The sequence below is a fragment of the Herpetosiphon sp. NSE202 genome (assembly GCF_042688385.1).
Taxonomy (GTDB): Bacteria; Chloroflexota; Chloroflexia; order Chloroflexales; family Herpetosiphonaceae; genus Herpetosiphon.
The window spans coordinates 61,158-83,295 of sequence record NZ_JBHUPY010000018.1 but is presented as its reverse complement, the minus strand read 5'-3'; the positions used below and the strand labels follow the sequence as shown (position 1 = coordinate 83,295).

The 22,138-nt window shown below is 51.7% G+C and carries 18 protein-coding genes and 1 other RNA gene; 12 read left to right on the top strand and 7 right to left on the bottom strand.

Going from position 1 to position 22,138, the window contains the following annotated elements; genetic code table 11:
- Positions 1–255: 255 nt before the first annotated feature.
- Both ACFMKP_RS20730 and ACFMKP_RS20725 read left to right on the top strand, forming a co-directional pair.
- A complete protein-coding gene (locus ACFMKP_RS20730) occupies positions 256–486 on the top strand; it encodes a heavy-metal-associated domain-containing protein (RefSeq protein WP_054536187.1) in 231 nt (76 codons plus the stop codon).
- Positions 487–559: 73 nt separating this feature from the next.
- The gene (locus tag ACFMKP_RS20725; protein WP_382294690.1) at positions 560–3,076 is read left to right on the top strand and encodes a heavy metal translocating P-type ATPase; all 2,517 of its coding nucleotides are present in this window, start codon (positions 560–562) and stop codon (positions 3,074–3,076) included.
- Between the two features lie 45 nt (positions 3,077–3,121).
- On the opposite strand, the gene ACFMKP_RS20720 is transcribed toward ACFMKP_RS20725, so the two are convergent.
- The 3 genes from ACFMKP_RS20720 to ACFMKP_RS20710 form a co-directional block, all read right to left on the bottom strand.
- Positions 3,122–4,138, bottom strand: coding sequence for a nucleotidyltransferase family protein (locus ACFMKP_RS20720; RefSeq protein ID WP_382294688.1), 1,017 nt, complete (start codon positions 4,136–4,138; stop codon positions 3,122–3,124).
- Positions 4,105–5,610: an NAD-dependent epimerase/dehydratase family protein gene (locus ACFMKP_RS20715; RefSeq protein ID WP_382294686.1), complete on the bottom strand. Its 1,506-nt coding sequence runs from the start codon at positions 5,608–5,610 to the stop codon at positions 4,105–4,107. The genes ACFMKP_RS20720 and ACFMKP_RS20715 overlap by 34 nt, the downstream gene beginning before the upstream one ends.
- A gap of 372 nt (positions 5,611–5,982) precedes the next feature.
- Positions 5,983–7,161 carry a DegT/DnrJ/EryC1/StrS family aminotransferase gene (locus ACFMKP_RS20710; protein ID WP_382294684.1) on the bottom strand — a complete coding sequence of 393 codons (1,179 nt, stop codon included), beginning with the start codon at positions 7,159–7,161 and terminating at the stop codon, positions 5,983–5,985.
- Positions 7,162–7,277: 116 nt separating this feature from the next.
- On the opposite strand from ACFMKP_RS20710, the gene ACFMKP_RS20705 reads away from it, so the two are divergent.
- The gene (locus tag ACFMKP_RS20705) at positions 7,278–7,823 is read left to right on the top strand and encodes an NUDIX hydrolase (protein WP_382294682.1); all 546 of its coding nucleotides are present in this window, start codon (positions 7,278–7,280) and stop codon (positions 7,821–7,823) included.
- Here ACFMKP_RS20705 and ACFMKP_RS20700 read toward each other — a convergent pair.
- On the bottom strand, positions 7,763–8,062 hold the full coding sequence (locus ACFMKP_RS20700; RefSeq protein ID WP_382294680.1) for a hypothetical protein: 300 nt from the start codon (positions 8,060–8,062) through the stop codon (positions 7,763–7,765). The genes ACFMKP_RS20705 and ACFMKP_RS20700 overlap by 61 nt on opposite strands.
- 554 nt (positions 8,063–8,616) lie before the next feature.
- Here ACFMKP_RS20700 and ssrA point away from each other — a divergent pair.
- Positions 8,617–8,975, top strand: a transfer-messenger RNA (tmRNA) gene (gene ssrA, locus ACFMKP_RS20695).
- A 43-nt stretch (positions 8,976–9,018) separates the two neighbouring features.
- Here the strand turns inward: ssrA and ACFMKP_RS20690 are convergent.
- The 3 genes from ACFMKP_RS20690 to ACFMKP_RS20680 all read right to left on the bottom strand — a co-directional run bounded on the left by ACFMKP_RS20690 (position 9,019) and on the right by ACFMKP_RS20680 (position 12,135).
- Positions 9,019–10,791 carry a serine/threonine protein kinase gene (locus ACFMKP_RS20690; protein WP_382294678.1) on the bottom strand — a complete coding sequence of 591 codons (1,773 nt, stop codon included), beginning with the start codon at positions 10,789–10,791 and terminating at the stop codon, positions 9,019–9,021.
- A 66-nt stretch (positions 10,792–10,857) separates the two neighbouring features.
- Positions 10,858–11,634 carry a histidinol-phosphatase gene (gene hisN / locus ACFMKP_RS20685; protein WP_382294676.1) on the bottom strand — a complete coding sequence of 259 codons (777 nt, stop codon included), beginning with the start codon at positions 11,632–11,634 and terminating at the stop codon, positions 10,858–10,860.
- A 27-nt stretch (positions 11,635–11,661) separates the two neighbouring features.
- A complete protein-coding gene (locus ACFMKP_RS20680) occupies positions 11,662–12,135 on the bottom strand; it encodes a MarR family winged helix-turn-helix transcriptional regulator (RefSeq protein ID WP_382294674.1) in 474 nt (157 codons plus the stop codon).
- A 186-nt stretch (positions 12,136–12,321) separates the two neighbouring features.
- On the opposite strand from ACFMKP_RS20680, the gene ACFMKP_RS20675 reads away from it, so the two are divergent.
- The 8 genes from ACFMKP_RS20675 (at position 12,322) to ACFMKP_RS20640 (ending at position 22,131) form a co-directional block, all read left to right on the top strand.
- Positions 12,322–16,122 (top strand): efflux RND transporter permease subunit, encoded by a 3,801-nt coding sequence (locus tag ACFMKP_RS20675; RefSeq protein WP_382294672.1) that lies wholly within the window; start codon positions 12,322–12,324, stop codon positions 16,120–16,122.
- Between the two features lie 340 nt (positions 16,123–16,462).
- On the top strand, positions 16,463–16,621 hold the full coding sequence (locus ACFMKP_RS20670) for a hypothetical protein (protein ID WP_382294670.1): 159 nt from the start codon (positions 16,463–16,465) through the stop codon (positions 16,619–16,621).
- A gap of 211 nt (positions 16,622–16,832) precedes the next feature.
- Positions 16,833–17,795, top strand: a complete 963-nt coding sequence (gene mvk, locus ACFMKP_RS20665; protein WP_382294668.1) for a mevalonate kinase — start codon at positions 16,833–16,835, stop codon at positions 17,793–17,795.
- Positions 17,782–18,990 carry a glycosyltransferase family 2 protein gene (locus ACFMKP_RS20660; RefSeq protein ID WP_382294666.1) on the top strand — a complete coding sequence of 403 codons (1,209 nt, stop codon included), beginning with the start codon at positions 17,782–17,784 and terminating at the stop codon, positions 18,988–18,990. Before mvk ends, ACFMKP_RS20660 begins: the two co-directional genes overlap by 14 nt.
- Positions 18,991–19,110: 120 nt before the next feature.
- On the top strand, positions 19,111–19,572 hold the full coding sequence (locus ACFMKP_RS20655; protein WP_382294665.1) for an NUDIX hydrolase: 462 nt from the start codon (positions 19,111–19,113) through the stop codon (positions 19,570–19,572).
- Between the two features lie 8 nt (positions 19,573–19,580).
- Positions 19,581–21,245: a protein kinase gene (locus tag ACFMKP_RS20650; protein ID WP_382294663.1), complete on the top strand. Its 1,665-nt coding sequence runs from the start codon at positions 19,581–19,583 to the stop codon at positions 21,243–21,245.
- A 5-nt stretch (positions 21,246–21,250) separates the two neighbouring features.
- The gene (locus ACFMKP_RS20645) at positions 21,251–21,772 is read left to right on the top strand and encodes an NUDIX domain-containing protein (protein ID WP_382294661.1); all 522 of its coding nucleotides are present in this window, start codon (positions 21,251–21,253) and stop codon (positions 21,770–21,772) included.
- Positions 21,773–21,843: 71 nt separating this feature from the next.
- Positions 21,844–22,131, top strand: coding sequence for a hypothetical protein (locus ACFMKP_RS20640; RefSeq protein ID WP_382294659.1), 288 nt, complete (start codon positions 21,844–21,846; stop codon positions 22,129–22,131).
- Positions 22,132–22,138 lie beyond the last annotated feature (7 nt).

Below are 22,138 nucleotides of genomic sequence, written 5' to 3'. Positions count from 1 at the left end.
AATAGCCAATCTTATGTTCTCTGTTCTCATCCTTGCCCCATTCTGCCTTTTGATTTTTGCCTTTTGATTTGTTCTCTGTTTTCTGTTCTCATCCTTGCCCCCAACTCCCAACAACCAATCCCTAGCACCCGATCCCCAATAACCAATTAACATTCTGCTAAATTGGCTGCCAATTTGATTGACAAGCCCTAAACAGCGTGTTATGGTTTATACATACCCCCCCTGGGTGGGGGGGTGATCAATAAGGAGTAAGCAATGAAAACCGAAAGCTTCAACGTTCCAGGCATCTCATGCCAACACTGTGTCAACGCAATCAACACCGAAGTAAGCGCCGTCGCTGGGGTTCAAAATGTTCTGGTCGATTTGGCTAGCAAAACCGTCAAAGTCGAAAGCAACGAGCAAGTGAGCCGCGACCAATTGGTGACGGCAATCAGCGAAGCTGGCTATGATGTTTCGCCATTCGCTAATTCAATTCCATTAAATTAGGGGCTTGTGGCTGGGTCGGGTTGCGCAGTCAGCCCGCCATCCCACTCACTACGCCAGATCTGAAGGTATAGTTATGGATACAAAGACTCTTACGTTGCCAGTGACCGGCATGACCTGCGCCGCTTGTGTAACTCGCGTCGAACGCAATTTGAAGAAAGTAAGCGGCGTTGCTGAGGCCAGCGTCAATTTAGCCAGCGAATCAGCGACCGTTGCGTTTGATCCGGCGGCTGTTACGCCGACCAGCTTAATTGCGGCAGTCGAAAAAGGCGGCTACGGCGTAATTACCGCCGAACGCACGCTGCCAATTACGGGCATGACCTGCGCCGCTTGTGTGACGCGGGTAGAAAAAGCGGCGCGCAAAGTCGATGGCGTATTGGATGCAACGGTCAATTTGGCAACCGAAAGCGCAAGTATCCGCTATTTGCCTGATCAGGCGAGCCTTGAGCAAATCAAAGCAGCAATTAGCAAAGCTGGCTATGGCGTTATCGATACTGGCGAGGATGAGGATGCTGAGGATAGCGAAACCCAAGCTCGCCAAGCTGAGCTCAAGCGCAAACGCACCAATCTGATGGTGGCGCTCGTGCTGGGCGTGCCATTGATGATTCTCTCGATGATGCATGACTTTAGTCTGATTAGCCCAATTTGGCTGGGTAGCGCTCGCGATATGGGCGATATGGGCCATCATATGCCAGCGTTCTACAATCTCTGGCCTTGGCTGTTTGGCCTGATGGCAACGCCGGTTGTGTTTTATAGTGGCCGCGATTTCCTGCGTGGAGCGTGGGTTAACCTCAAACATGGCAGCGCCAACATGGATACGCTGATTGCACTTGGCTCGCTTACGGCCTATGGCTTTAGCTTGGCGGTCTTACTATTCAAGCTCAGCGGCCACGTCTACTTTGAAACCGCCGCGATGATTGTGGCTTTGATTTTGGTTGGTAAATATCTCGAAGCCAAAGCCAAAAGCGCCACTTCGTCGGCAATTCGCGCCTTGATCAATCTGCAACCGCCGACTGCTCGGGTTTTACGTGGCGGGGTTGAGGTTGAGTTGGCAGTGGCTGATGTACGAGCTGGCGAGATTGTGGTGGTGCGGCCTGGCGAGAAAATTCCGGTTGATGGCGTTGTGACTATGGGCCAATCGGCAGTCGACGAATCGATGCTGACAGGCGAATCGTTGCCAGTTGAAAAGCGGGTTGGCGATAGCGTGTTTGGCGCGACGCTCAACAATGCTGGCAGTTTCCAATTACGCGCAACGGCGGTTGGCAAGGCCAGCGCTTTGGCCCAAATCGTCAACTTAGTCAAAGCCGCCCAAGGCTCCAAAGCGCCAATTCAGCGCCTAGCCGACCAAATTTCGGGCGTGTTTGTGCCGATTGTGATCGTGATTGCCTTGCTGACCTTTGGGTTGTGGTATTGGGTTGGCGGCGTTGGCTTCACTCAATCGCTGATCTTTGCTGTCGCCGTGTTGGTGATTGCTTGCCCATGTGCTTTGGGCTTGGCCACGCCGACGGCAATTATGGTTGGCACTGGGGTTGGGGCACAACATGGCATTTTGATCAAAAATGCTGAAAGCCTCGAACGTGCTGTGCGCTTGCAAACAATTGTGCTCGATAAAACTGGCACGATTACCGAAGGCAAGCCAACTTTGACCAATATTCTGGCCTTGGCTGATGAAGCCAATTTGCTGAGCCTTGCTGCAACCGCCGAACGTGGCTCCGAGCATCCGCTGGGCAAGGCAATTGTGCAAGGCGCAACTGCTCGCGGCGCAACCCTTGGTCAAGCTGCAAACTTCAAGGCAATTGTTGGTGGTGGCATCGAAGCCGAGGTCAATCAACAAAAGGTTGTGATTGGCAGCCCGCGCTTGGTTCGCGAGCAAGGCTACGATTTGAGTACTCTTCAATCAACAATCGATCAATGGCAATCCGAAGGCAAAACCGCGATGGTTGTGGTGGTTGATCAACAGCTTGCTGGCGTGTTGGCGGTTGCCGATACAATCAAAGCTTCTTCGCCAGCAGCAATCAAACAATTGCGCAATTTGGGCTTGAAAGTTGTGATGTTGACTGGCGATAATCAACGTACCGCCGAAGCGATTAGCCGCGAAGCAGGCGTTGAACATGTAATTGCCGATGTGTTACCAGCAGACAAAGCCGCCAAAATCAAGCAATTGCAAGCAGAAGGTGGCTTGGTGGCGATGGTTGGCGATGGCGTGAACGATGCGCCAGCCTTGGCTCAAGCCGATGTTGGGGTGGCGATTGGCACTGGCACTGATGTGGCAATCGAAGCCAGCGATATTACCTTGCTGCGTGGCGATTTGGTTGGCGTGGCTCAAGCAATTGAGCTTTCGCGCCGCACCATGACCACGATTCGCTGGAATCTGTTCTGGGCCTTCATCTACAATGTGATTGGGATTCCAATTGCTGCTGGCGTGTTCTACAACCTAACTGGCTGGCAACTCTCGCCGCTCTTGGCCGCTGGCGCGATGGCCTTCTCATCGGTGTTTGTCATTACCAACTCGCTGCGTTTGAAACGAGCAGCTACATTGCCGAATGCTCAGCCTAGCTCAACCAACGAGCCGCTGCAACCAGCTCGCGCTTAATCAACAGCAACAGGAGCTTCATCGCTTGATGAGGCTCCTACTGTTTTAGCCCCAAGCGCTGGCCAAAATGGCGTAGCGCCACCAAGCCCGCAAGCGCGGATCTGCGCCACCCAACAGTTTTTGGCTTGGCAATAACGTTTCTAAAGCCAGTTTGCGCCAAGTCTGCGGTTGCCAATGCCATTCAATTGCTGAATTAAACCATTGCTCGGCCAAGCGCAAAACTCCCCAAAGTACATGCGCCAACCTCCAATGTTGAGCTTCGTGCCAAACCTGCTGCCAATCGAAATCATAGGTTGCAATCAAGCGATCAATATCAGTCAGCATGCGGCCAATGCCAGCGCCAAATTGATTGCCAATCACCAAGTGATGGGCAGTATGCAGCAGTTGGCTTATCGGCTCCAAAACTGGCAATGCCAAGGCTTGATACTCTGCATGCTGAATTTGCCACGCTGGATAAGCATGCAAGCCAGCCCAGCGCGACCAATGCCCCGCAAACAGCCACCAATGCAGTTCCAGCGTTGCGCCGCTCGCAGTTTGCAAGCGTACCTCGCCACCGCTGCGCCGCTGCTGCGGCCATGTGTTGATTGTATATTCGCTGAGGCCGTAGCCAGCAGCAAACAACACCGCGCAAGCTCGTTGCAGCTCATCACGCCGAATCAAGAGATCAATATCGCCCATTTGGCGCTGGCCAAGCGAGCGATATATGGTTGGGGCGAAGGCCATGCCTTTGAGCAACGCCACCTCGATTGATTCAGCCTTGAGCAGTTGTTGAATGCGCTGAAATTCTTCCAAGCGCAAATCGTTGCGCAAAGCAGCCAGATAATAGCGTTCGCGCCAATGCTCAGCCAAGGCTGGCGGCAGGGCTTGTTGGCGCAATCCAAACCAGAGCAAGCCCTCGACCTCGTGATAATTGGCTAAGCGTCCGAGTGTTTGCCAATCGTTGGGGCCGCAGGCAGCACATAATTTGGCTAAATTTGGCTGTGGTTGGCTCGACCACGCCGCCAGCAACAACGCCAATGCTGGCTGGCTCATTGCTTGATTGATTCGCGCTGGTTGACCCATGGCGTTTCCAAGCGCAACAATGGCGCATTATCAACATTGGTCAAGAATTTATGGTTGTTATAGGCTGAGTCGTAATAATCGCCAATTGTGCCTTTGCGCAAGGCTGCTTCGATTTCGCGCACGCCATCTTCAACTGTGTACTGCGGGCTGAAATCGAGCACTTTGGCAATTTTGGCAAACGAAACGCGATAATTACGCTTATCAACATCGCTGCCTTGCAACACCAACTCAGCCTCAGGAATTAACTGGCCAATTAATTCGCCGATTGCGCTGATCGTATAGTTTTGCGCATCCGAGCCAACATTGAAAATCTCGCCTCGCACTGCTGCTAATGGGGCATTTAAGCTCATCACAACCGCGCGGGCTGCATCGTCGGCATGAACAAATGGCCGCCATTGATCGCCGCCAAAGACCGTAATTTTGCCTTCGCGCACAGCTTTGGCAGTAAGCAAATTGACTACTAAATCAAAGCGTGGCCGTGGCGACAAGCCATAAATCGTTGAAAAACGCAGAATTGTGGGGGCAAATTGCTGGTCGGCCAAGCCCAACAAGATTGTCTCGGAGTCGATTTTGGTTTGAGCGTAGAGCGAAACCGGATTGAGCGCCGACCGTTCGTCGAGCAATTCATCAGACGCGCCATAGACGCTACAGGTCGAGGCAAAAATAAAGCGTCGAATGCCGTAGCCTTTGCAGGCTTCAGCCAACATGCGGGTGGCAATCAGATTAATTTCGGTGCTGAAATCGGCATCAATCGCACAAGCCGGATCGCCAACAATCGCCCCAAGGTGAATCACCGCATCCATGCCAACCAGCGAGCGCACGACAGTTTCGATGTGGCGCATATCGCCATGGACAAACTCAAATTGCGGGTGGTTGTACAACTCGCGAATCGCCCCATCGCCATACATCAGCGAATCGACCAAGCGCACGTGATAGCCTTGATTGAGCAAGCGTCGCAGCACCAACGAGCCAATATAGCCCGCCCCGCCAATCACCAACACATGCTTAATCGGCTGATCAGTTTTGGGTGTTTGACGTTCCAAGGCATCGACGGCGAGCACAACATTGCGCGCAATCCGAATACCAATGATCAACCCCGAGCTAAAGACCCAACTCAGCACCACCACCCCACGCGGAACAAACGGCAAGAAGCGCAGAAAGAAAAAGCTGAATCCATAGGCAAGGTGGGCTAAGGTGGTGGCTTGGAGCAAGGTCATAATTTTGAAGCGCCGCGCATAACTGCGCACATGGTGATAAACCCCAAACATCCAGAGCAAGCCTAGGCCAAGGCTGGTCAATAACCAACTTGTGCTCAAAAATTGGTTGCGATAATCCAAGATCAAGCGTTCGGCTAAATGTGGTTCGTGCAACACAATCGTGATATAGCGCACCACAAAGGCCAAGAGCAAGCCGCCATTAATCAAGATTGCATCGACCAACAGCCTTGTTGCAATTGCACGTGAAAATTTCAAGGCAGTGCTCCTTTTCTAGTTGCAATAATTGGCTATAGGCTATGGGCAATAGGCTCTAGGAATGGTTTTGATTGCCTATCGCCCATTTATTTGAGCCTTAACCGTGTTTTTTGAAGCAAAGAAGCGTTTGGAACTCCCCAAAATAGCCCATAGCCTATATCTGTACTAGTTCATCAGGTTAACCACTGCCTGATCCCCTCACCCCAGCCCCCTCTCCCACGTGGCGGGTGAGGGGCTTTCATGACGTGGTTCTGCCGCACTCCATGACAAATGCGGGCTCCCCCTCGCCCGCTACGTGGGAGAGGGGCTGGGGGGTGAGGGAATATGGTTGCCAATCCAATGAACCATTCCATATCGCCTATAGCCAGAGCACTATTGCTTGGCGGCGATTTCCTCGCCATAGGCACAAATCAGCTTGATCGCATTGCACACAGTTTCGATTGTATCGAACTCCATTTCAGAGTGCATTGGCAAGCTTAAACTGGCCTTAGCCAACCAATCAGTTTTGGGCAGGCTACCCTCGGCTGGGGCAAATTGGGCATAGGCTGCGTGGCGATGAACTGGCGGATCGTAGTAGGCGCGGGTTTCAATTCCCTCGGCAGCCAGCGCTTGGCGCACCATGTCGCGGCTCAAACCAAAGTAGCGTGCATCGATGGTGATTGAATAATCTTTGTAGGAACAGCGATCGCTTGGACGCACTGCTTGAAAATCAATTCCAGGTGTGGCAAACAAGGCTGCCCAATATAATGCTGCATATTGGCTGCGCTGGCGGGCTGCTTGCTCTAGTTGATCAAGGCTATGGCGGCCCATAATAGCGTTGTATTCGGCCATGCGGGCATTCAGCCCAGCCCAATTGCTGCCATACTTGCCATCGTTGCCATACTCTCGGCCTGTACGAATTTTGTGGGCCAATTCGTCGTTGTTGGTGGCGACAATCCCGCCCTCGCCAGCAATCAAGAGCTTGGTTGGGCTAAGGCTAAAACATTCAGCGGTGCCAAATCCGCCGACAGGCTGCCCGTTGTATTGCGCCCCAAAGCCATGGGCTGCATCGAAAATTAAGGGAATGCCTGCCTCGTTGGCGAGGGCTTCAAGCTCGGCAATTGCTGCCGGATTGCCAAAATTGTGGACTGCAACGATTGCCTGAACCTCTGGCGTAAGCGCCGCCCGCACTGCCTTAACATCAATATTGGTTGTAGCAGGGTCGATGTCAACAAAGCGCGGGGTTGCCCCAGCCCAAATCAAGGCGCTGACCGTTGCCATAAAGGTAAAACTTGGCACGATCACTGGCCCGTTTAGGCCCAAGGCGCGGTAGGTTAAGGCTAAACCGGTTGTACAACTTGAAACCGCAATTGCATGGGCAACCCCAAGGTGGTCGGCAACGGCTTGTTCAAAGGCAGCCAAATGCTGGCCCTTGGTAACCATGCCGCTGATTAAAGTTTGCTCAACTTCAGGGGCGAGGGTTGCAAACTCAGGCAAAACAGGACGAACTAAGCGAATTGGCGACGTTGCCAAAGGCGTACCGCCAAGAATTGCAGGACGTAAATCAGCCATAAACGACACTCTTTCCTAGGTATGATTCACTTTAGGATAGCATAGCCGATCAAATGCTGGCTATCCCCTTTGGGTTTTGGGCAACGATTAGTGCTTTTATTATGGGAGGTTATCGAATGAAGTTTTTTGTGCGGGTTGCAGCGATTATTATCCGCGATCGCCATGTGCTGGTGCATCGCTCTGAGCAGCAAGGCAACAGCTATTGTGCCTTACCTGGTGGTCACCTCGAAGTGGGTGAGACGACCGAAGACTGCGTGATGCGTGAGTTTGCCGAAGAATTTGGGGTGGCAATTCAGCTTGAGCGGCTGGTGTATATTGCCGAGGGAATGTTTATGGCTGGGCGCAAAAAGCCCAAGCCCAAACACGAAATCGTGTTTTATTACCGAGCGCACTTGCAAGATCCCATGGTTGTGGTGCGCTCTCGCGAGGAACCAACAATTTATGCCGATTGGCTCAGCCTTGATAGCAATTTGGCCGAGTTGTATCCCCAATGGCTGCGCTCGATTTTAGCAAGCGATTATCAGCACAATTGGCAAGATTGCCCACGCCAGATTATTGCCAATGAATTGATTCAGCCAGCAACGACCATGATTCGCCAGCTTTATTCTGGCGATGGCAGCACAAAATCGTCGTCGCTAGGAGCTGGCGATGCTAATTCGTAACGCATTACCATGGCTAACCGATCAATATCGCTAATCAGCACTTCTTGCTGGCCGCGAGCTTCGCTGACCAACAGGCCGCTATCGCCAACTTTAATATCGTAGAGTGCTTGCGATTGCAACACAACCAAGCGATGATTGCCTGCGGAAATGAGCACTGGCACCTTGATTTTGTTGACCAACAAATCGCCATCAAGCAAAACCCGCGCCGTATTCGGAGGAGGAGTATCTACTATTGTCATAACCGGAACCCTCATTGCGTAATTGTTTCGCATCATACCATAAAGCTTTTTGGGCTTCGCAGGCTTGTATCCAAGTATCCATCAAACGGATCATGGGCTTTGTTTGTTCCCAAAGCCCTAAAAGCCAAGCCTTGACTTTAATCAAGGCCAGCAACGCTCTTTAAGATTCAATCAAAAGTCTGAGGATGGGGTGGATTTAGATCTCACCCTAGTCCTTACAAGGGTAGGGTTTAAAAAAAGCGTGGTGATTAACGTCCCCTCACCCCCCAGCCCCCTCTCCCACTGAACGCGGGCGAGGGGGAGCACCCGTTTTTACCGACGCATTGACGAAGAACCACGGCACGAAAGCCCCTCGCCCGCGCCACGGGAGATGGGGCTGGGGTGAGGGAACATTAACCCTCCTTCGTGCGCTTCGTGTTTTTCGCGGTTTCAGTAACTGATCCCTGATCCCTAACCCCCGATCCCCAAACATACCAATTCCAACAAAAGTCTTATAAATAGTCGTGATGAGTATGCTATAATGCAAAGACCTCGAACGCAGAGGCCTACTACCTGGGGATGCTTGGTTTCGACAGGGAGGGCCGATCGTAAGTGGCAAGCCGAGACGCTGAGCCTCGTTAAATCGGCAACGCCATTAACTGGCAAAAACACTTTCCGCGCTCCTGTAGCGCTTGCTGCCTAATTAAGGCAACACGCCTCTACTAGCCTCAGCCCGATGGGCTTGTAGCGGCGACATTTAGTCGGGTCGCTCCCTTAGTTATGTCTGTGGGCTAGGGGCTAAGATTAACAGGCTGGTCGTGGCCCGCTTTGTCTATCGGGTGGTGCTACGATAAGATTTAATCAATAGACTACGCTTGTAGATGCTTGCGGTTTAACTTTTTGGACGCGGGTTCGATTCCCGCCATCTCCACCAAGATCAAGCAAATCCAGCCACTCCAATGGCTGGATTTGTTGTTTTAGAGTTGTTTGAAAAAGTATTGATAGATGGCATTAAACCCTAAACTGCCACCTAAAGCATAAAAGAAGGCGGTTAATGAAAATGGATTAAAGGCTCCGAAAATATAAATCGCATACACGCTGCCTGCTAACAACGCCCCGCCAATGCTCAACAACAACTGAACAATCACATCATGTTTGCGCTCAGCGAACATCATTGCCCAAATAATGCCAATTAATGCGCCAACTGCTGCCTCAATCAAGAGGCTGTTGTTGGGATAATAGATTACCGCTAAAGCAGTGCTTAGAAATACAGCACCGCCGCCAAAGCCAGCGATCAAGGGCCATAAATCGCCGGTATCGGGCTTGGGGAGCGTGCCTTGGGCTAGTTGAATCTTCAATTTGCGCCGCTGCGGTTTTTCAGTGCCAATCCGAATTTCAAAGCTTACGCTCGCAGATTGACCAGGCATTGGGTTACGATCAAGATCGATGCCAAATTGAAACTGTTGGGGTTGATCGGGCACGACGTAAAGCTCTGATGGTCCAACTTGCAACCAGCCAGGTGCATCGACGGCCTTAATATGCGCTGCCCGATTGCGCGCTGTGACTGTCAATGGCGTGGCGGTCATACCATCCAAAGGCAACATCACGGTGTTGTATTCAAATTTAACTTCAGCAGCCAATAGATTCGGCGCTAAACTTCCAACCAAAAAATCAAGCACCCGCTCTGGGCGTTCATTTTGCACCAGCATGCGATGAACTTTGATCGCCAATTCCGTGTGTTGATGCTGACGCAACCATGTATTCAGATCGCCGTTGACCAAGGCATGCAGGCCATAGCCCCAATCGGCCTGAATCGCCTGGGCCAAATCATGGCCATTGTAGGGCGTGACTCCACTTGGAAACTTAAACGGCTGCACAAGCGTTGGCTCAAGTGTTTCCTCAAGCAAATCGCGGAAAATGGTGGCATTTGGCCGTTGGCTTAAATCTTCATGCAATGCGCGGCCAAGCACTTGTTGCATGCGTTGAGGCAAGCTCGCTAATTTCGGGAAGTGTAATGGGTGCTGGGTTGGATCATCGTCAGTGAGCAGTTGATAGATGGTGGCGGCTAAATTATAAATATCGCTGGCAGGATAGCGCTGATTGCGATATTGCTCAGGCGCGGCATAGCCAGGCGTGCCATAGGTTTTGCCAGCACCGCTAATTGCGGCTGCGCCAAAATCGACCAAAAATAGTTCGTTACTCTCACGATCACGAATCAAATTGGCGGGCTTAATATCGCCATGGACAATTGCTGGCTTGAGGCCATGCAAATATTCCAAAATTTTGCAAACCACAATCCCATCACGCAACACTTGCTCGAATGGCCGAGCCTTACCAGCCATAAAGCTGCCATCAACCAGAATATGGCTTAGCCCATACTCCAAATCACGACCTGCCACATATTCCATCACAATTGTGGCAACCCCGTCTTCCTCAAAATAGGCAAAAACTTGGGGAATTTGGGGATGGCGGAGTTTGGTTAGCAGCTCCGCTTCGGTGGCAAACATGCGCCGCGCTTCGCTGCCGCCTTGAAGTTGCGTGCGCTTCAAAATACATTGCCGATTGAAGGTACGGGTATCTTCGGCGAGGTAGATTTGGCCAGTGCCACCCTCGCGCAAGGGTTGAAGCACCCGATATTGACCCATAACCAACGCACCAGCTACCAGCAGTTGAGGTAGCGGTGCGTTACATTGATCACAGCTAGAGCTTTGGGCATTAGCCACGGTTGTGCCACACGCAGGACATTGCATAGATTGATCTCAATTAAAGGCTTTTGACGTATGATACACGTTTACGCAACTGTGCCCAAAAGGTGGCTACTGCTGGCGGCGCTCATTGGCCAAGATTGCCAAAACCTCTTGTTGCAAGGCTGCATTCGTCGCTACTGCATCTGGGCCCCAAATGCTGGCCTCGCCGGCCCAGGTTGTAAAATGGCCGCCAGCCTCGCGCAAAATTGGCAGCAATGGCGCACAATCCCACGGGTTCATAGCTGGATCAAGCATAATTTCGGCCCGCCCAGTTGCCACCAACACGTAGCCATAGCAATCGCCCCAGGTGCGCTGAAGTTTGGTTTTGCTCACCAGTTGCTCGTAGGCATCAGAGCGTTTCATGGCCGAAGTTACTGAGGTCGTTAGCAATGTGGCCTCAGCTAGTGTGTCGACCTTGCTCACATGCGCTGGCCGCCCATTCCAACTACAGCCCAAACCATCAGCCGCCGCTAGCATCTCATCGAAGGCTGGCAAATAGACCACGCCCACGCTGGCTTGGCCCTTCACTTCTAGCCCAATCAGCACGCCATAAAACGGCACGCCATGAATAAAGGTTTTGGTTCCATCAATTGGGTCGATAATCCAGCGATAATCAGCATCGCCCTGTTGCTCGCCATGTTCCTCGCCAATAATCGTATGGCTTGGGAAATAGCGCCCAATACATTCCCGAATGATCGTTTCGGCCTCGCGATCGGCGCGAGTAACCGGAGTCGAATCGCCTTTGGTTTCAACCTGAACATCGGCCCCAAAATAGGCCAGCGTGCGCCGACCACCTAAATACGCAGCTTCGCTCGCAACATCCAACAATTCGCGCAAACTTGGCATGGCTCGCATCCTTCCATAGCAACACAATTAGCGTGAGCCATGGTAGTTGGCAGCATCCAAACGAGCAAGTTCTTGCACAAAGCGCTGCACAATATCGGCCAAAAGTGCCAATTCTTGATTATCGAATTGCTCCATTAGCTGCGACATATCGCGATAGCGTTCTGCATTGATTGCTTCAATCTTTTTGCGCCCTGCATCGGTAAGCTCTACGAACACTACTCGTCGATCTTGCTCGTCGCGCTCACGAGCCACCAAATCGTTGTTAATCAGCCGATCAACAATGCCGGTTAATGTGGCTGGGGCGTGCTGAGTAATGCGCCCAAGGTCACTCATGCTGGCGCGGCCTTGGTGGGCATCGAGGGCAATTAATAAAATTGCCTGCGAAAGCGTCAAGCCCAAGCGTTCCATGGTTTGGCTGCTTTGGCGATGCGAGAGCCAAGTCAATTGGCGAATCATATCGGAGATTGAGCTGAGTAGTGAACTACGATGTTCATCTTCCATAAAGATTTCCTTGTTGTGAACAATTGTGAAAAACCACAGTACCATGCCACTTTAGGGCGATTGGCATCTTGACACAAAATTCACAAATCCTATAATAGTTCGCGTGCCGAAATATTATCGACATATATAATCGTAGCGACAAATAATCTTGCCGTCAAACATTTTCGTGCCGAAAGGAGCCACGTAGTGTTGTGGTTTACACGTCAATCGCTTAAGCGCTCGCCAATTACGATCATGATCTCAGTGGTCTTGATCATTGCGGGGCTGGTTGCTTCAGCAGGGCTGAAACGGGAACTCTTCCCGGATATTTCCTTCCCCATCGTCAGCATCACCACGATCTATCCGGGGGCTTCTTCTGAAACCATGGATAGCGAAGTGACATCGGTCATCGAAAAGGCCGTAAATGGCTTGTCGGGCGTTCAAGCAGTTCAATCAACATCGTCAGAAAGCTTTGCTTTTACCATTTTAACCTTTGATGTTGATGTTGACCCCAAAGATGCCAAGGTTGAAGTTCAAGAGAAAATTAGCTCGTTGAGCTTGCCTGAGAACGCCCAAAAACCAACGATTGGCACGTTTAACTTCAATTCGTTGCCAATTGTCGTGGCCAGCGTTAGCGGCGCAAACTTGAGCGACGTTCAAGCCAAAGTCGATGGCGAACTGGTGCCAGCTTTGTCGGCCATTCCTGGTGTGAACAATGTGGCGGTAACCGGCGGCGAGCAAGAAAAAGTTTTGGTCACACTTGATCCTGAGAAAATGGCGGCCAACAACTTAACCCAAGCCCAAGTTGTGCAATTCTTGCAAGCCAATAACTTGGTCTTTCCCGTCGGCACGATTACCGACGAAGGCCGTTCGTTGCCATTGCGGATTACCCACAAATATAGCTCAACCAACGAAATTGAAAACGTTGTAGTTGGTATCAAGGGTGTTGATCTTAGTGGTGGCGCAAGCGGTGGACTTGGTGGCGCAACTGGTGGTTTCGGCGGTGCGGCTGCCCAACCAACTGCTGCTGCAACACCTAACCCAACCCAAGCCCCAACCCAACCAGTCACAACCAGCTTAATTCCTGCTCCATTACAAGCTGCTGGTATTACGAGTCCTGATCAAATTACGCCTGCGGTAATTGGTCAATTTCCTGCTGCTGGCTTGAGCCAAATCAGCTTGCCATTGGCCTTGGCCTTGAGCGACGATAGCCAAGCTGCTTTGGCCGAACGCTTGCCCGAAGCCGAAGTGCCAGCAGAATTTGCAGCTTTTGGCATTACGGCACCTGACCAAATTACGCCAGCGGTAATTAGCCAATTGCCAGCTGCTGGCTTGGCTCAATTCCCAGTCAACTTGGCCTTGGCCTTGCCTGAAGCTAGCCAAACTGCTTTGGCCGAAGCTGTGGCTGCTGCGCCTTCAGCAACTCCAGCTCCAGGCAATGGCGCAAGTGCCTTGCCTGCAGAATTTGCGGCCTTTGGCATTACCAGCCCTGACCAAATTACACCTGAGCTGATCGAGCAAATTCCAGCCCAATTCTTATCGGCCTTTACGCCTGAAATAACTGCCTTGCTTTCAGAAGAAAGCCAAGCAGCTTTGGCGCAAAAGCTCAACAATCCCGATGCTGCTGGCAGCACTGGCGTTCCTGAAGCCTTGCTCATTCGCTTGAAAGATGTGGCGACGGTTGAAGTTGGCGCAGTTGGCGGCAGCACCGTAACCCGTACCAACGGCCAAGCCAGCTTGGGCTTGGAAATTTCCAAAGATACCACTGGCAACACAGTTGAAATTGTCGAAGCTGTTGAAGCTGAATTCGCCAAATTCAACGATGGTAGTTTGACGATTCAAATCGTCAGCGAACAAGCCACCCCAATCAACCAAGCGGTTAGCGCTGTGTTGACCGAAGGCGCAATTGGCGCAGTCGTGGCGATTGTGGTGATCTTCTTGTTCTTGCGTTCGTTGCGCACGACCTTGGTAACCGCAGTGTCAATTCCACTTTCAATTATGGTGGCCTTGATTCTGATGCGTTTGCAAGGTTTCTCGCTCAACGTGATGACCTTGGGCGGTCTGACCGTCGCGGTCGGACGGGTGGTCGACGACTCGATTGTGGTGTTGGAAAACATCTATCGCTACTTGAATAAAGGCGCGAATCGCCGCGAAGCAGTCATCGAAGGCACCAAGGAAGTTGCTGGCGCGATTACCTCATCGACCTTGACCACCGTCTGTGTGTTCTTGCCCTTGGGCTTGGTCGGCGGGATCGTCTCGAAGTTCTTCTTGCCCTTCGCTTTGACCGTTACCTACGCTTTGTTGGCTTCGTTGATTGTGGCAATTACGATTGTGCCGCTTTTGGCCTATCTGTTTATTCGCCAAACCAAAGAAGAGCCAGAAAACACTTGGATGCAACGCGCTTACACTCCAGCCTTGTTGTGGGCTTTGCGCAACCGCGCTTGGACGTTAGTAATTGCATTTGCCTTGTTGCTTGGTAGCTTTGGTTTCGTCAATTTCTTGAAATTCACCTTCTTGCCTGATAGCAGCGAAAAGTTGATTTCAATCCAAATCAACACACCATCGGGTACCGACCTTGAAACAACGGTTGCCAAAGCCGACGAAATTGAAAAATTGTTGTTGGTGCAACGTGATGCAGGCAAAGTGCGCGATATTCAAACCGTGATTGGGAGCGCCGGTGGGGCAAACGCAGCCCGCGATCAAACTGGCGGGGCCAGCGCTCCTGACAGCGCCCGTTTCAGCTTGACGATCGACAACGATAAAGTAACCGATCCAGCTGCCTTCGCCAAAGAACTGGAAACCCAAATCAAAGGCGTTGCTGGCCTCGAATCGGTAACTGCCGAAGTTGTTGCGCAAGGCGGCGGCCCTGGCAATGCTGGCCTCGATATCACCTTGGTTAGCTCGGATATTAACAAACTGCGCGAAGCCAACGATAAAATTATGGCCGCAATTGGTGGCAACTTAGCCAGCGATCGCTTCGATATTGCCAACGTCAAGAGCAGCTTGGCCGAGGTTCAGCCAGAGCTTGAAGTTGCAGTTGATCCTGCTAAGGCAATCAACAGCGGCACCAGCACGGCCCAAATTGCTTTGCAAATTCGCGCAATGCTGACTGGCGAAAATGCTGGGACTGTGCAATTGGATGGCACCAACAAACCGCTTGATATTTATGTACAAGTTGATCCTGCGGCCTTGGATGCTGAAAAATTGCGGGCGCTGGAAGTTGGCACAATCAACACCGTACCACTTTCGCAAGTTGCAACGATTAGCGAAGTTCCTGGCGCAAGCAGCATCGTGCGCATCAACGGCGACCGCGCTACCTCGATCTCAGGTCAATTTACCAGCGATGATACCTTCTCGACCCAAGCTGCGGTTGAGGCTGAAATTCGCGATAACATTGGCTTGCCCGAAGGCGTTATCATCCAAGCTGGTGCACAAGCCCAATCACAAACCGACACCTTCAACGATATGTTCCTCGCCTTGGGCGTGGCCGTTATCTTGGTGTATTTGGTGATGGTGCTCTCGTTTGGCTCGTTGATGAACCCATTGATTATTCTCTTCTCGTTGCCATTGGCGATTATCGGGGTCTTGACCTCGCTGTTCCTCACTGGCAAGCCACTGGGCATCACCACCATGATTGGGGTCTTGCTCTTGATTGGGATTGTGGTGACCAATGCAATCGTGTTGATTGAGTTGGTTGAACAATATCGTGAAGAAGGCAAGCCAGTCTACGAATCGTTGGTCCAAGCAGCTCGCGTGCGCTTGCGCCCAATCTTGATGACTGCAATCGCGACGATGGTTGCTTTGCTGCCATTGGCCTTGGGCCTCAAAGAAGGCGGCTTTATTGGCGCAGACCTTGGGATTGCAGTGATTGGTGGCTTGTTCACCTCGACCTTCTTGACCTTGCTGGTTGTGCCAGTTGTGTATAGCTTGGTTGAAAGCCTCAAAAAACGTTTTGGCTTTGGCGATAAACATGGCCATAGCGAAACCAGCGAAGCCGAAGCCGCTTAATCAGCTGCTTGGTTCTGCTTACGGCGTAGGTTACCGTCACGGTAGCCTACGCTTTTTGTTGGCAAGGCAACTTTCAGCGCTCCTAATGTTGCAATTTGAGTTATTTTGGCCTAAAAACTGTAGGAAAAATGCTTTACACTGGCCATTAGCCACGTATGTTTCCCAGCGTGCATAAGTATTGTGGCTGTCAATCAAGCTTGGATCAGTCAGATGCAGCTTCGGTTTGCATTCTAGGCCAGCTATGCGTACCATGCACTAAATCGATGTCCACAAACGTGCATTTTTAGCGTTGCACAAGCTTCACTCAAGCTACGTTTTGTTGTGTGTAGGAGTTATGGCTATGTCCAAGGGCTTTCGGAATTGGCTGATTATCTATGCGGGTTTATTTTTGTTCTTTGTTATTGGTATGATGTTTCTCGATGTGCCATGGTATGTGGCAGTGATTTTGACCGCCGTGGCCATGATCTATCAAGCAGGACGATATTTATTGTGGGATTAAATTTTGTTCCCTCGCCCCCCAGCCCCCTCTCCCACTGGACGCGGGCGAGGGGGAGCACGCGTTTGTTTTTACCAACGAATTGTTGCTGAACCACCGCATTAAAGTCCCTCGCCCGCGCCACGGGCGAGGGGTTGGGGTGAGGGCGTGACCAATCAGATTCAATCTATCAGAGCACGCAGCAAATTAAGATATTCGATCTATAATACTCGCGATGAATAGTGCGCCTGGAAAACTTATTTTAGCGGGCGAGCATGCCGTAGTGTATGATCAACCTGCTTTAGCTATGCCGATTGCCGCCCTGCGCGCGAGCGTCGTTGCCGAACCAGCTCCTTCTGGCGCTGGCATGACGGTGCACGCGCCCGATTTGGGCTTGGTTTGGCGTTTGCGCGCAACTGCGCCGCTCAGCGATTTGGCTCAGCGCACTTTAGATTATTTGCAATTGCCAGAGCCTGATTTGTGCTTGACGATCAGCTCGAGCATTCCAATTGCTAGTGGCATGGGCAGCGGGGCGGCGGTTGGTGCAGCCTTGGTGCGTGCCTTGGCCGAGCAAGCGGGCCAGCAGCTTGCAGCCCACGTTATCTCAGATTTGGTGTATCAGAGCGAAAAAGCGTTTCATGGCACACCCTCTGGCATTGATAATACTGTCGTTGCCTACGAACAGCCAATTCTGTTTCAGCGCCAAGCCCATGCTGATCCGATCATTGCGCCGCTAGCGGTGGGCCAGCAATGGCATTTTGTGGTCGCCGATAGTGGCATCGCCAGCGAAACCAAAGCGGTAGTCGGCGATTTGCGTCAGCGCTGGTTGGCTGAGCCAGATCTCTATAATGCTCAATTTGCAGCGGTTGGCAGTTTAGTGCGGCAGATTCAAGTAGCGCTCGCGGGCAATGCTGGCCCAGAATTTGGCCAATTGCTCAGCCAAAATCATCAATTACTCCAAACGCTCGGCGTTTCGTGCGCCAAACTCGATCACTTGGTGCAAGCGGCGCTTGAAGCTGGGGCTTGGGGAGCAAAAATGTCGGGCGCTGGCTGGGGTGGAATTATGCTAGCCCTCGTTCCCGCTGAGCATGCAGCCTTGATACAAAACCAATTGCGGGCCGCTGGGGCGGTGCAAACCTGGCAAACCAGCCTGCTGCCGACCCAGGCTGCTGAAGAGGTTACCCATGACCATGCTTGATGCTGCAATTATTGTTGTAACCTACAACCACGTTCGTTATATTAACGATTGCCTCAACTCGTTGTTGGCGCTTGATCCTGCACCCAGCGAATTGGTGGTGGTCGATAATGCCTCGCGTGATGAAACCGCCAAAATCGTCAAAAGCCAATTTCCTCAAGTGCGCTTTGTGCAAACTGGAGCCAATTTGGGCTTTGCAGGCGGCTGCAACCAAGGCGCGAGATTAACGTCCGCTGAATATATTGTGCTGGCTAATCCCGATTTAATTGTGCAGCCCGATTGGCTTGAGCAGCTAATTGCGCCCCTGGAACGCTGGCCAAATATTGGCGCGGTTGGCGGCAAATTACTCTACCGCGATGGTCTGACGATTCAGCATGCTGGTGGCGTTTTGCGCTTGCCATGGGGCTTGGGTCATCATCGGGGAGTCGGTGAGCTTGATCATGGCCAATATAATGCGCTAGAAACTGTTGATTATGTGACTGGCGCAGCCTTTGCTTGTCGGCGTAGCACATGGGAAAGCTTCGACGGGCTTGATGAGCAATTTTACCCCGCCTATTACGAAGAAGTTGATTTTTGCACCCGCCTGCGGCGCGCAGGGTTTGATATTCTGTATACGCCGCGCGCAGTTGCAACCCATATTGAAGGCTCAAGCGTGGGCCATCGTAGTGCTGTCTATTTGCAGCTCTATCATTTCAATCGCTTGCGCTACCTTTTTAAATATTTCAACAATACTTGGCTGATGCGCACTTGGCTGCCTGCCGAGATGGGCCATATTCGGGCTTGTGCGAGCGACGATGAGATTCAAGCGCTGAAGATTGCCTATTTGGCCTATCAATCAGCCTTTTTAAACCACGAATCGCAGCCTGTGATCAGCGAGCTTGATATTTTTCCTGATGAAACTGCCGACGGTGGCGAAACCGAATTGCAATGGATTGAACGCCAACTTCGTGCTAAAGTGAATGTTGCACCAGCGCCGATTCCAGCGCGGCGACCGTGGTTGGGGGCAATTCGCAACGGCCTATTACGTTTGGCCACTCGTGATTTTGTTGTGCCAATTGTGCAAGCACAAAACGACGCTAATGCAGCCTTATTAGAATCGATTCAAGCATTGAGTCGTCAACGGCGGGCCGCCGATGCGACGATCCTACTACAAGGCATGCTATTAGCTAAAAGTCTTGATCAACAACCAAAGGCCTAATCTTGCCCCTCTTGATCACCACGTTATGATAGTGTTAAGCCAATGTTTAGAGCATTGGATATTCTTTTGCTTTGGTCTGCGACGACTATTATTCATTTTTCGTTTTTAGGAGCGTCAACGATGACCAAGATCCATCCACCGAGCCATCGGGTAGCGGCATTTGCGCTTATTTTTAATTCCAATGGTGCAGTGTTGCTTTCACGACGGGCTGATAGCGGCTGGTGGAATTTGCCAGGTGGCGGGGTTGAAGCCCACGAAAGTGTCAGCGAAGGCATTATTCGTGAGGTGCGCGAAGAAACAGGCTTAGAGGTTGCCGTAAATCGGCTGGTTGGGGTCTATTCCAAGCCCCAAAAGCATGAAGTCGTGCTAACCTTTGAGTGCAATGTGCTTGGCGGCGAACTCCAAACAACCGAGGAATCTGCGGAACATCAGTGGTTTGCCCCAGAATCCTTGCCCACCGAACAATTTCTGCCAAAACATCGTGAGCGAGTGCTCGATGCCTTGAGCAATCAACCAGCAGCGATTCTACGCGAACAACGTTCACCTTCAGTCGGCGACCATCAACCCAATCACAATCAATGAGGTGAGCTGTGGCCATTCTCGATAAGCTCCTCTCGCGCTCTGATGATGCCGATAATTTAAAGGGCGTGGAGTTTAAAGTTGGCGATATTATCGACCAACGCTACTTGGTGCGCAATGTGCGCAAAGGTTTTATGGGCTTGGTCTACATTGCCCGCGATTTGCGTTCGGAGCAGACCGTGGCCATGAAAACCTTTCAAGCCAAATTCACATGGGTCGATAGTGCAATTGCCAATTTCACCCGTGAGGCCGAAGTTTGGATGCGGCTTGGTTCGCATCCCAATGTTGTCGAAGCAACCACCCTTGTGACAATTGCAGGTCGTCCGCACATCGTTATGGAGTTTGTTCCAGGTGTTTCGCTGCGCGAAATGATGCGGCGTGGCCGCTTGCGCTTCAAACACATTCTCGATTTTGCCATCCAAATTTGTTGGGGCATGCAATATGCCTACGATCGCTGTAATTTGATTCACCGCGATCTTAAGCCCGATAATGTGATGGTCACGCCAGAAGGCATTGCCAAAGTGACCGACTTTGGCTTGGCCCAAGGTGCCAGCGTTTCGAATAAAGTGCGCTGGGGCCACGATTCGCAACATAACGACAGCAAAATTGTGACCCATGCCAGCGATTTGTTTGGCGGCTCGCAACCGTACATGTCGCCAGAGCAACGTGCGCCGGGCACGCCGCTGGGCACAACCAGCGATATTTATGCAATGGGTGTGATGCTGTATGAGATGATGATTGGCGATTTGCCCTTCAAAGCCCCAACCGTTGCTGAATTGACCCATTTGCATTGTAACGTGCCACCGCCAACACCTTCAGAAGTGCGGCCTGACTTGCGCCGCGGTTGCGACCATGTGATTTTGCGCTGTTTGGCCAAAAAAGCCAACGACCGCTATCAATCGTTTGATGAGCTAGAGCACGATTTGCAGTGGCTGCGCAAATATCACTTGGGCGAAGAACTTGCCCGCCCAACCGTGACGATTAGCGTCGAAACCCAAGCCGCCGATCTGAATGCCAAGGGCATTGTGCATATGTCGCTCCAAGAATATAGCGCGGCGCTCAAATGCTTTCGCCAAGCCACCGAGCTAGAAAGTGCGCGCGCAACCTATTGGCTCAATTTGGGAATGTGCCAAGTGGCCTTGTTGGGCTACAACGATGCGCTCAAAAGCTACGAACATGCCTTGACGCTCTATCCAACGCGCGATGAAGAAGTGCGCTTGCACTGGCTTTCCGGCGAATCGCACGAATATTTGTATCAGCTGCGCGAAGCCTTGGAAGATTACGATTTGGCCTTGAACTTGGATAAAAAAGAACGGCGGGCATGGCTGGGCCGTGGCCGCGTTTATAGCGCGTTGGCCTTGCCCAAAGAGGCCTTCCAAGCCTATGAATACGCTTCCAAGCTCGACCCAAATGATCCAATTACGTGGCGCAGTATGGGCTATGCCTCGCTCGAATTAAATCAAGCCAAGCAAGCCTTATACTATTTCGATCAAGCGCTAAAGGTCAACCCGCGCGATGCTCAGGCATGGTGTGGCAAAGGCCAAGCCTTCTTTGATCTGCGCAAAAATAACGATGCCTTGCAAGCCTACGAAAAAGCCTATAAACTCGACGCGAATTTAGCCGAAGCCGTGATGGGCATGGCCAAAGTGCGTGGCCCTGGGGCAATACCGAGGTAAGCATTATGGGGCGTGAAGATCAAGGGATTAACAACAATTTGCATCGTTGGCAGGCCATTCCACGGACGCTGTGTTTTGTAACCTATGGTAGCGGAGCCGAGCGCCAAGTGTTGCTGCTGCGCGGTGCTCCTACCAAGCGGGTTTGGCCCAATCGCTTAAACGGCGTTGGCGGCCATATCGAGCGCAACGAAGATTTTCTGAGCGCGACGCTGCGCGAGGTGCACGAAGAAACTGGCTTGACAGTTGCTACGCCCCAGCTGGCTGGGATTGTGCATATCGATAGCGGCGCTGAGGTAGGCATCGTGATGGCGGTGTGGACTGCCGAAGCCAGCGAGCAAAATTTCGTTCCAAGTGTTGAAGGCGCGTTGGAATGGCACGCGGCAAACCAACTGCCAACCAGCGATTTAGTTGATGATTTGGCGATTCTATTGCCAAAAGTGTTGAGCATGCAGCCGCATGACCCGCCATTTTTTGCTCATTATTCCTACGACGAGCATAATCAACTGCGGATTGCTTGGCAAGCTTAATGCAGAAATAGCTTAATCAAACCCACAACAGGCACGGCTTAGCCCGTGCTTGTTGCATGCAGGAGATATATATGCCACTAACACCCTATGGTAACCCCAACGATGCGCCAGGTAAGGTGCTTGGCTCAAAACTACTGATCATTTTAGGGGCAATTTTGGCCTTGGCTGGCTTGTTGTTAAGCATCTTTGGCGATCTTTGGACGGGCCTGATGCTGCTTGGCGCTGGCGTTAGCTTTAGTTGCTTTAGCGTGATGCAATCGAACATGCCCGAATCAACCCGCAACCGAAACTTGCTTTTAGGCGTAGGTCTGATTGCGGGGATTGTGGCATGGCTGGCAGCAATCAAATTAGTGCTTTAGAAACGGC

What these genes read in the sequence shown, in the direction of transcription:
- ACFMKP_RS20730 (WP_054536187.1), top strand. Translation starts at nt 256, where the DNA reads ATGAAAACCGAAAGCTTCAACGTTCCAGGCATCTCATGCCAACACTGT.
- ACFMKP_RS20725 (WP_382294690.1), top strand. Translation starts at nt 560, where the DNA reads ATGGATACAAAGACTCTTACGTTGCCAGTGACCGGCATGACCTGCGCC.
- ACFMKP_RS20720 (WP_382294688.1), bottom strand. Translation starts at nt 4,138, where the DNA reads ATGGGTCAACCAGCGCGAATCAATCAAGCAATGAGCCAGCCAGCATTG.
- ACFMKP_RS20710 (WP_382294684.1), bottom strand. Translation starts at nt 7,161, where the DNA reads ATGGCTGATTTACGTCCTGCAATTCTTGGCGGTACGCCTTTGGCAACG.
- ACFMKP_RS20705 (WP_382294682.1), top strand. Translation starts at nt 7,278, where the DNA reads ATGAAGTTTTTTGTGCGGGTTGCAGCGATTATTATCCGCGATCGCCAT.
- ACFMKP_RS20700 (WP_382294680.1), bottom strand. Translation starts at nt 8,062, where the DNA reads ATGACAATAGTAGATACTCCTCCTCCGAATACGGCGCGGGTTTTGCTT.
- ACFMKP_RS20690 (WP_382294678.1), bottom strand. Translation starts at nt 10,791, where the DNA reads ATGCAATGTCCTGCGTGTGGCACAACCGTGGCTAATGCCCAAAGCTCT.
- hisN (WP_382294676.1), bottom strand. Translation starts at nt 11,634, where the DNA reads ATGCCAAGTTTGCGCGAATTGTTGGATGTTGCGAGCGAAGCTGCGTAT.
- ACFMKP_RS20680 (WP_382294674.1), bottom strand. Translation starts at nt 12,135, where the DNA reads ATGGAAGATGAACATCGTAGTTCACTACTCAGCTCAATCTCCGATATG.
- ACFMKP_RS20670 (WP_382294670.1), top strand. Translation starts at nt 16,463, where the DNA reads ATGTCCAAGGGCTTTCGGAATTGGCTGATTATCTATGCGGGTTTATTT.
- mvk (WP_382294668.1), top strand. Translation starts at nt 16,833, where the DNA reads ATGAATAGTGCGCCTGGAAAACTTATTTTAGCGGGCGAGCATGCCGTA.
- ACFMKP_RS20660 (WP_382294666.1), top strand. Translation starts at nt 17,782, where the DNA reads ATGACCATGCTTGATGCTGCAATTATTGTTGTAACCTACAACCACGTT.
- ACFMKP_RS20655 (WP_382294665.1), top strand. Translation starts at nt 19,111, where the DNA reads ATGACCAAGATCCATCCACCGAGCCATCGGGTAGCGGCATTTGCGCTT.
- ACFMKP_RS20645 (WP_382294661.1), top strand. Translation starts at nt 21,251, where the DNA reads ATGGGGCGTGAAGATCAAGGGATTAACAACAATTTGCATCGTTGGCAG.
- ACFMKP_RS20640 (WP_382294659.1), top strand. Translation starts at nt 21,844, where the DNA reads ATGCCACTAACACCCTATGGTAACCCCAACGATGCGCCAGGTAAGGTG.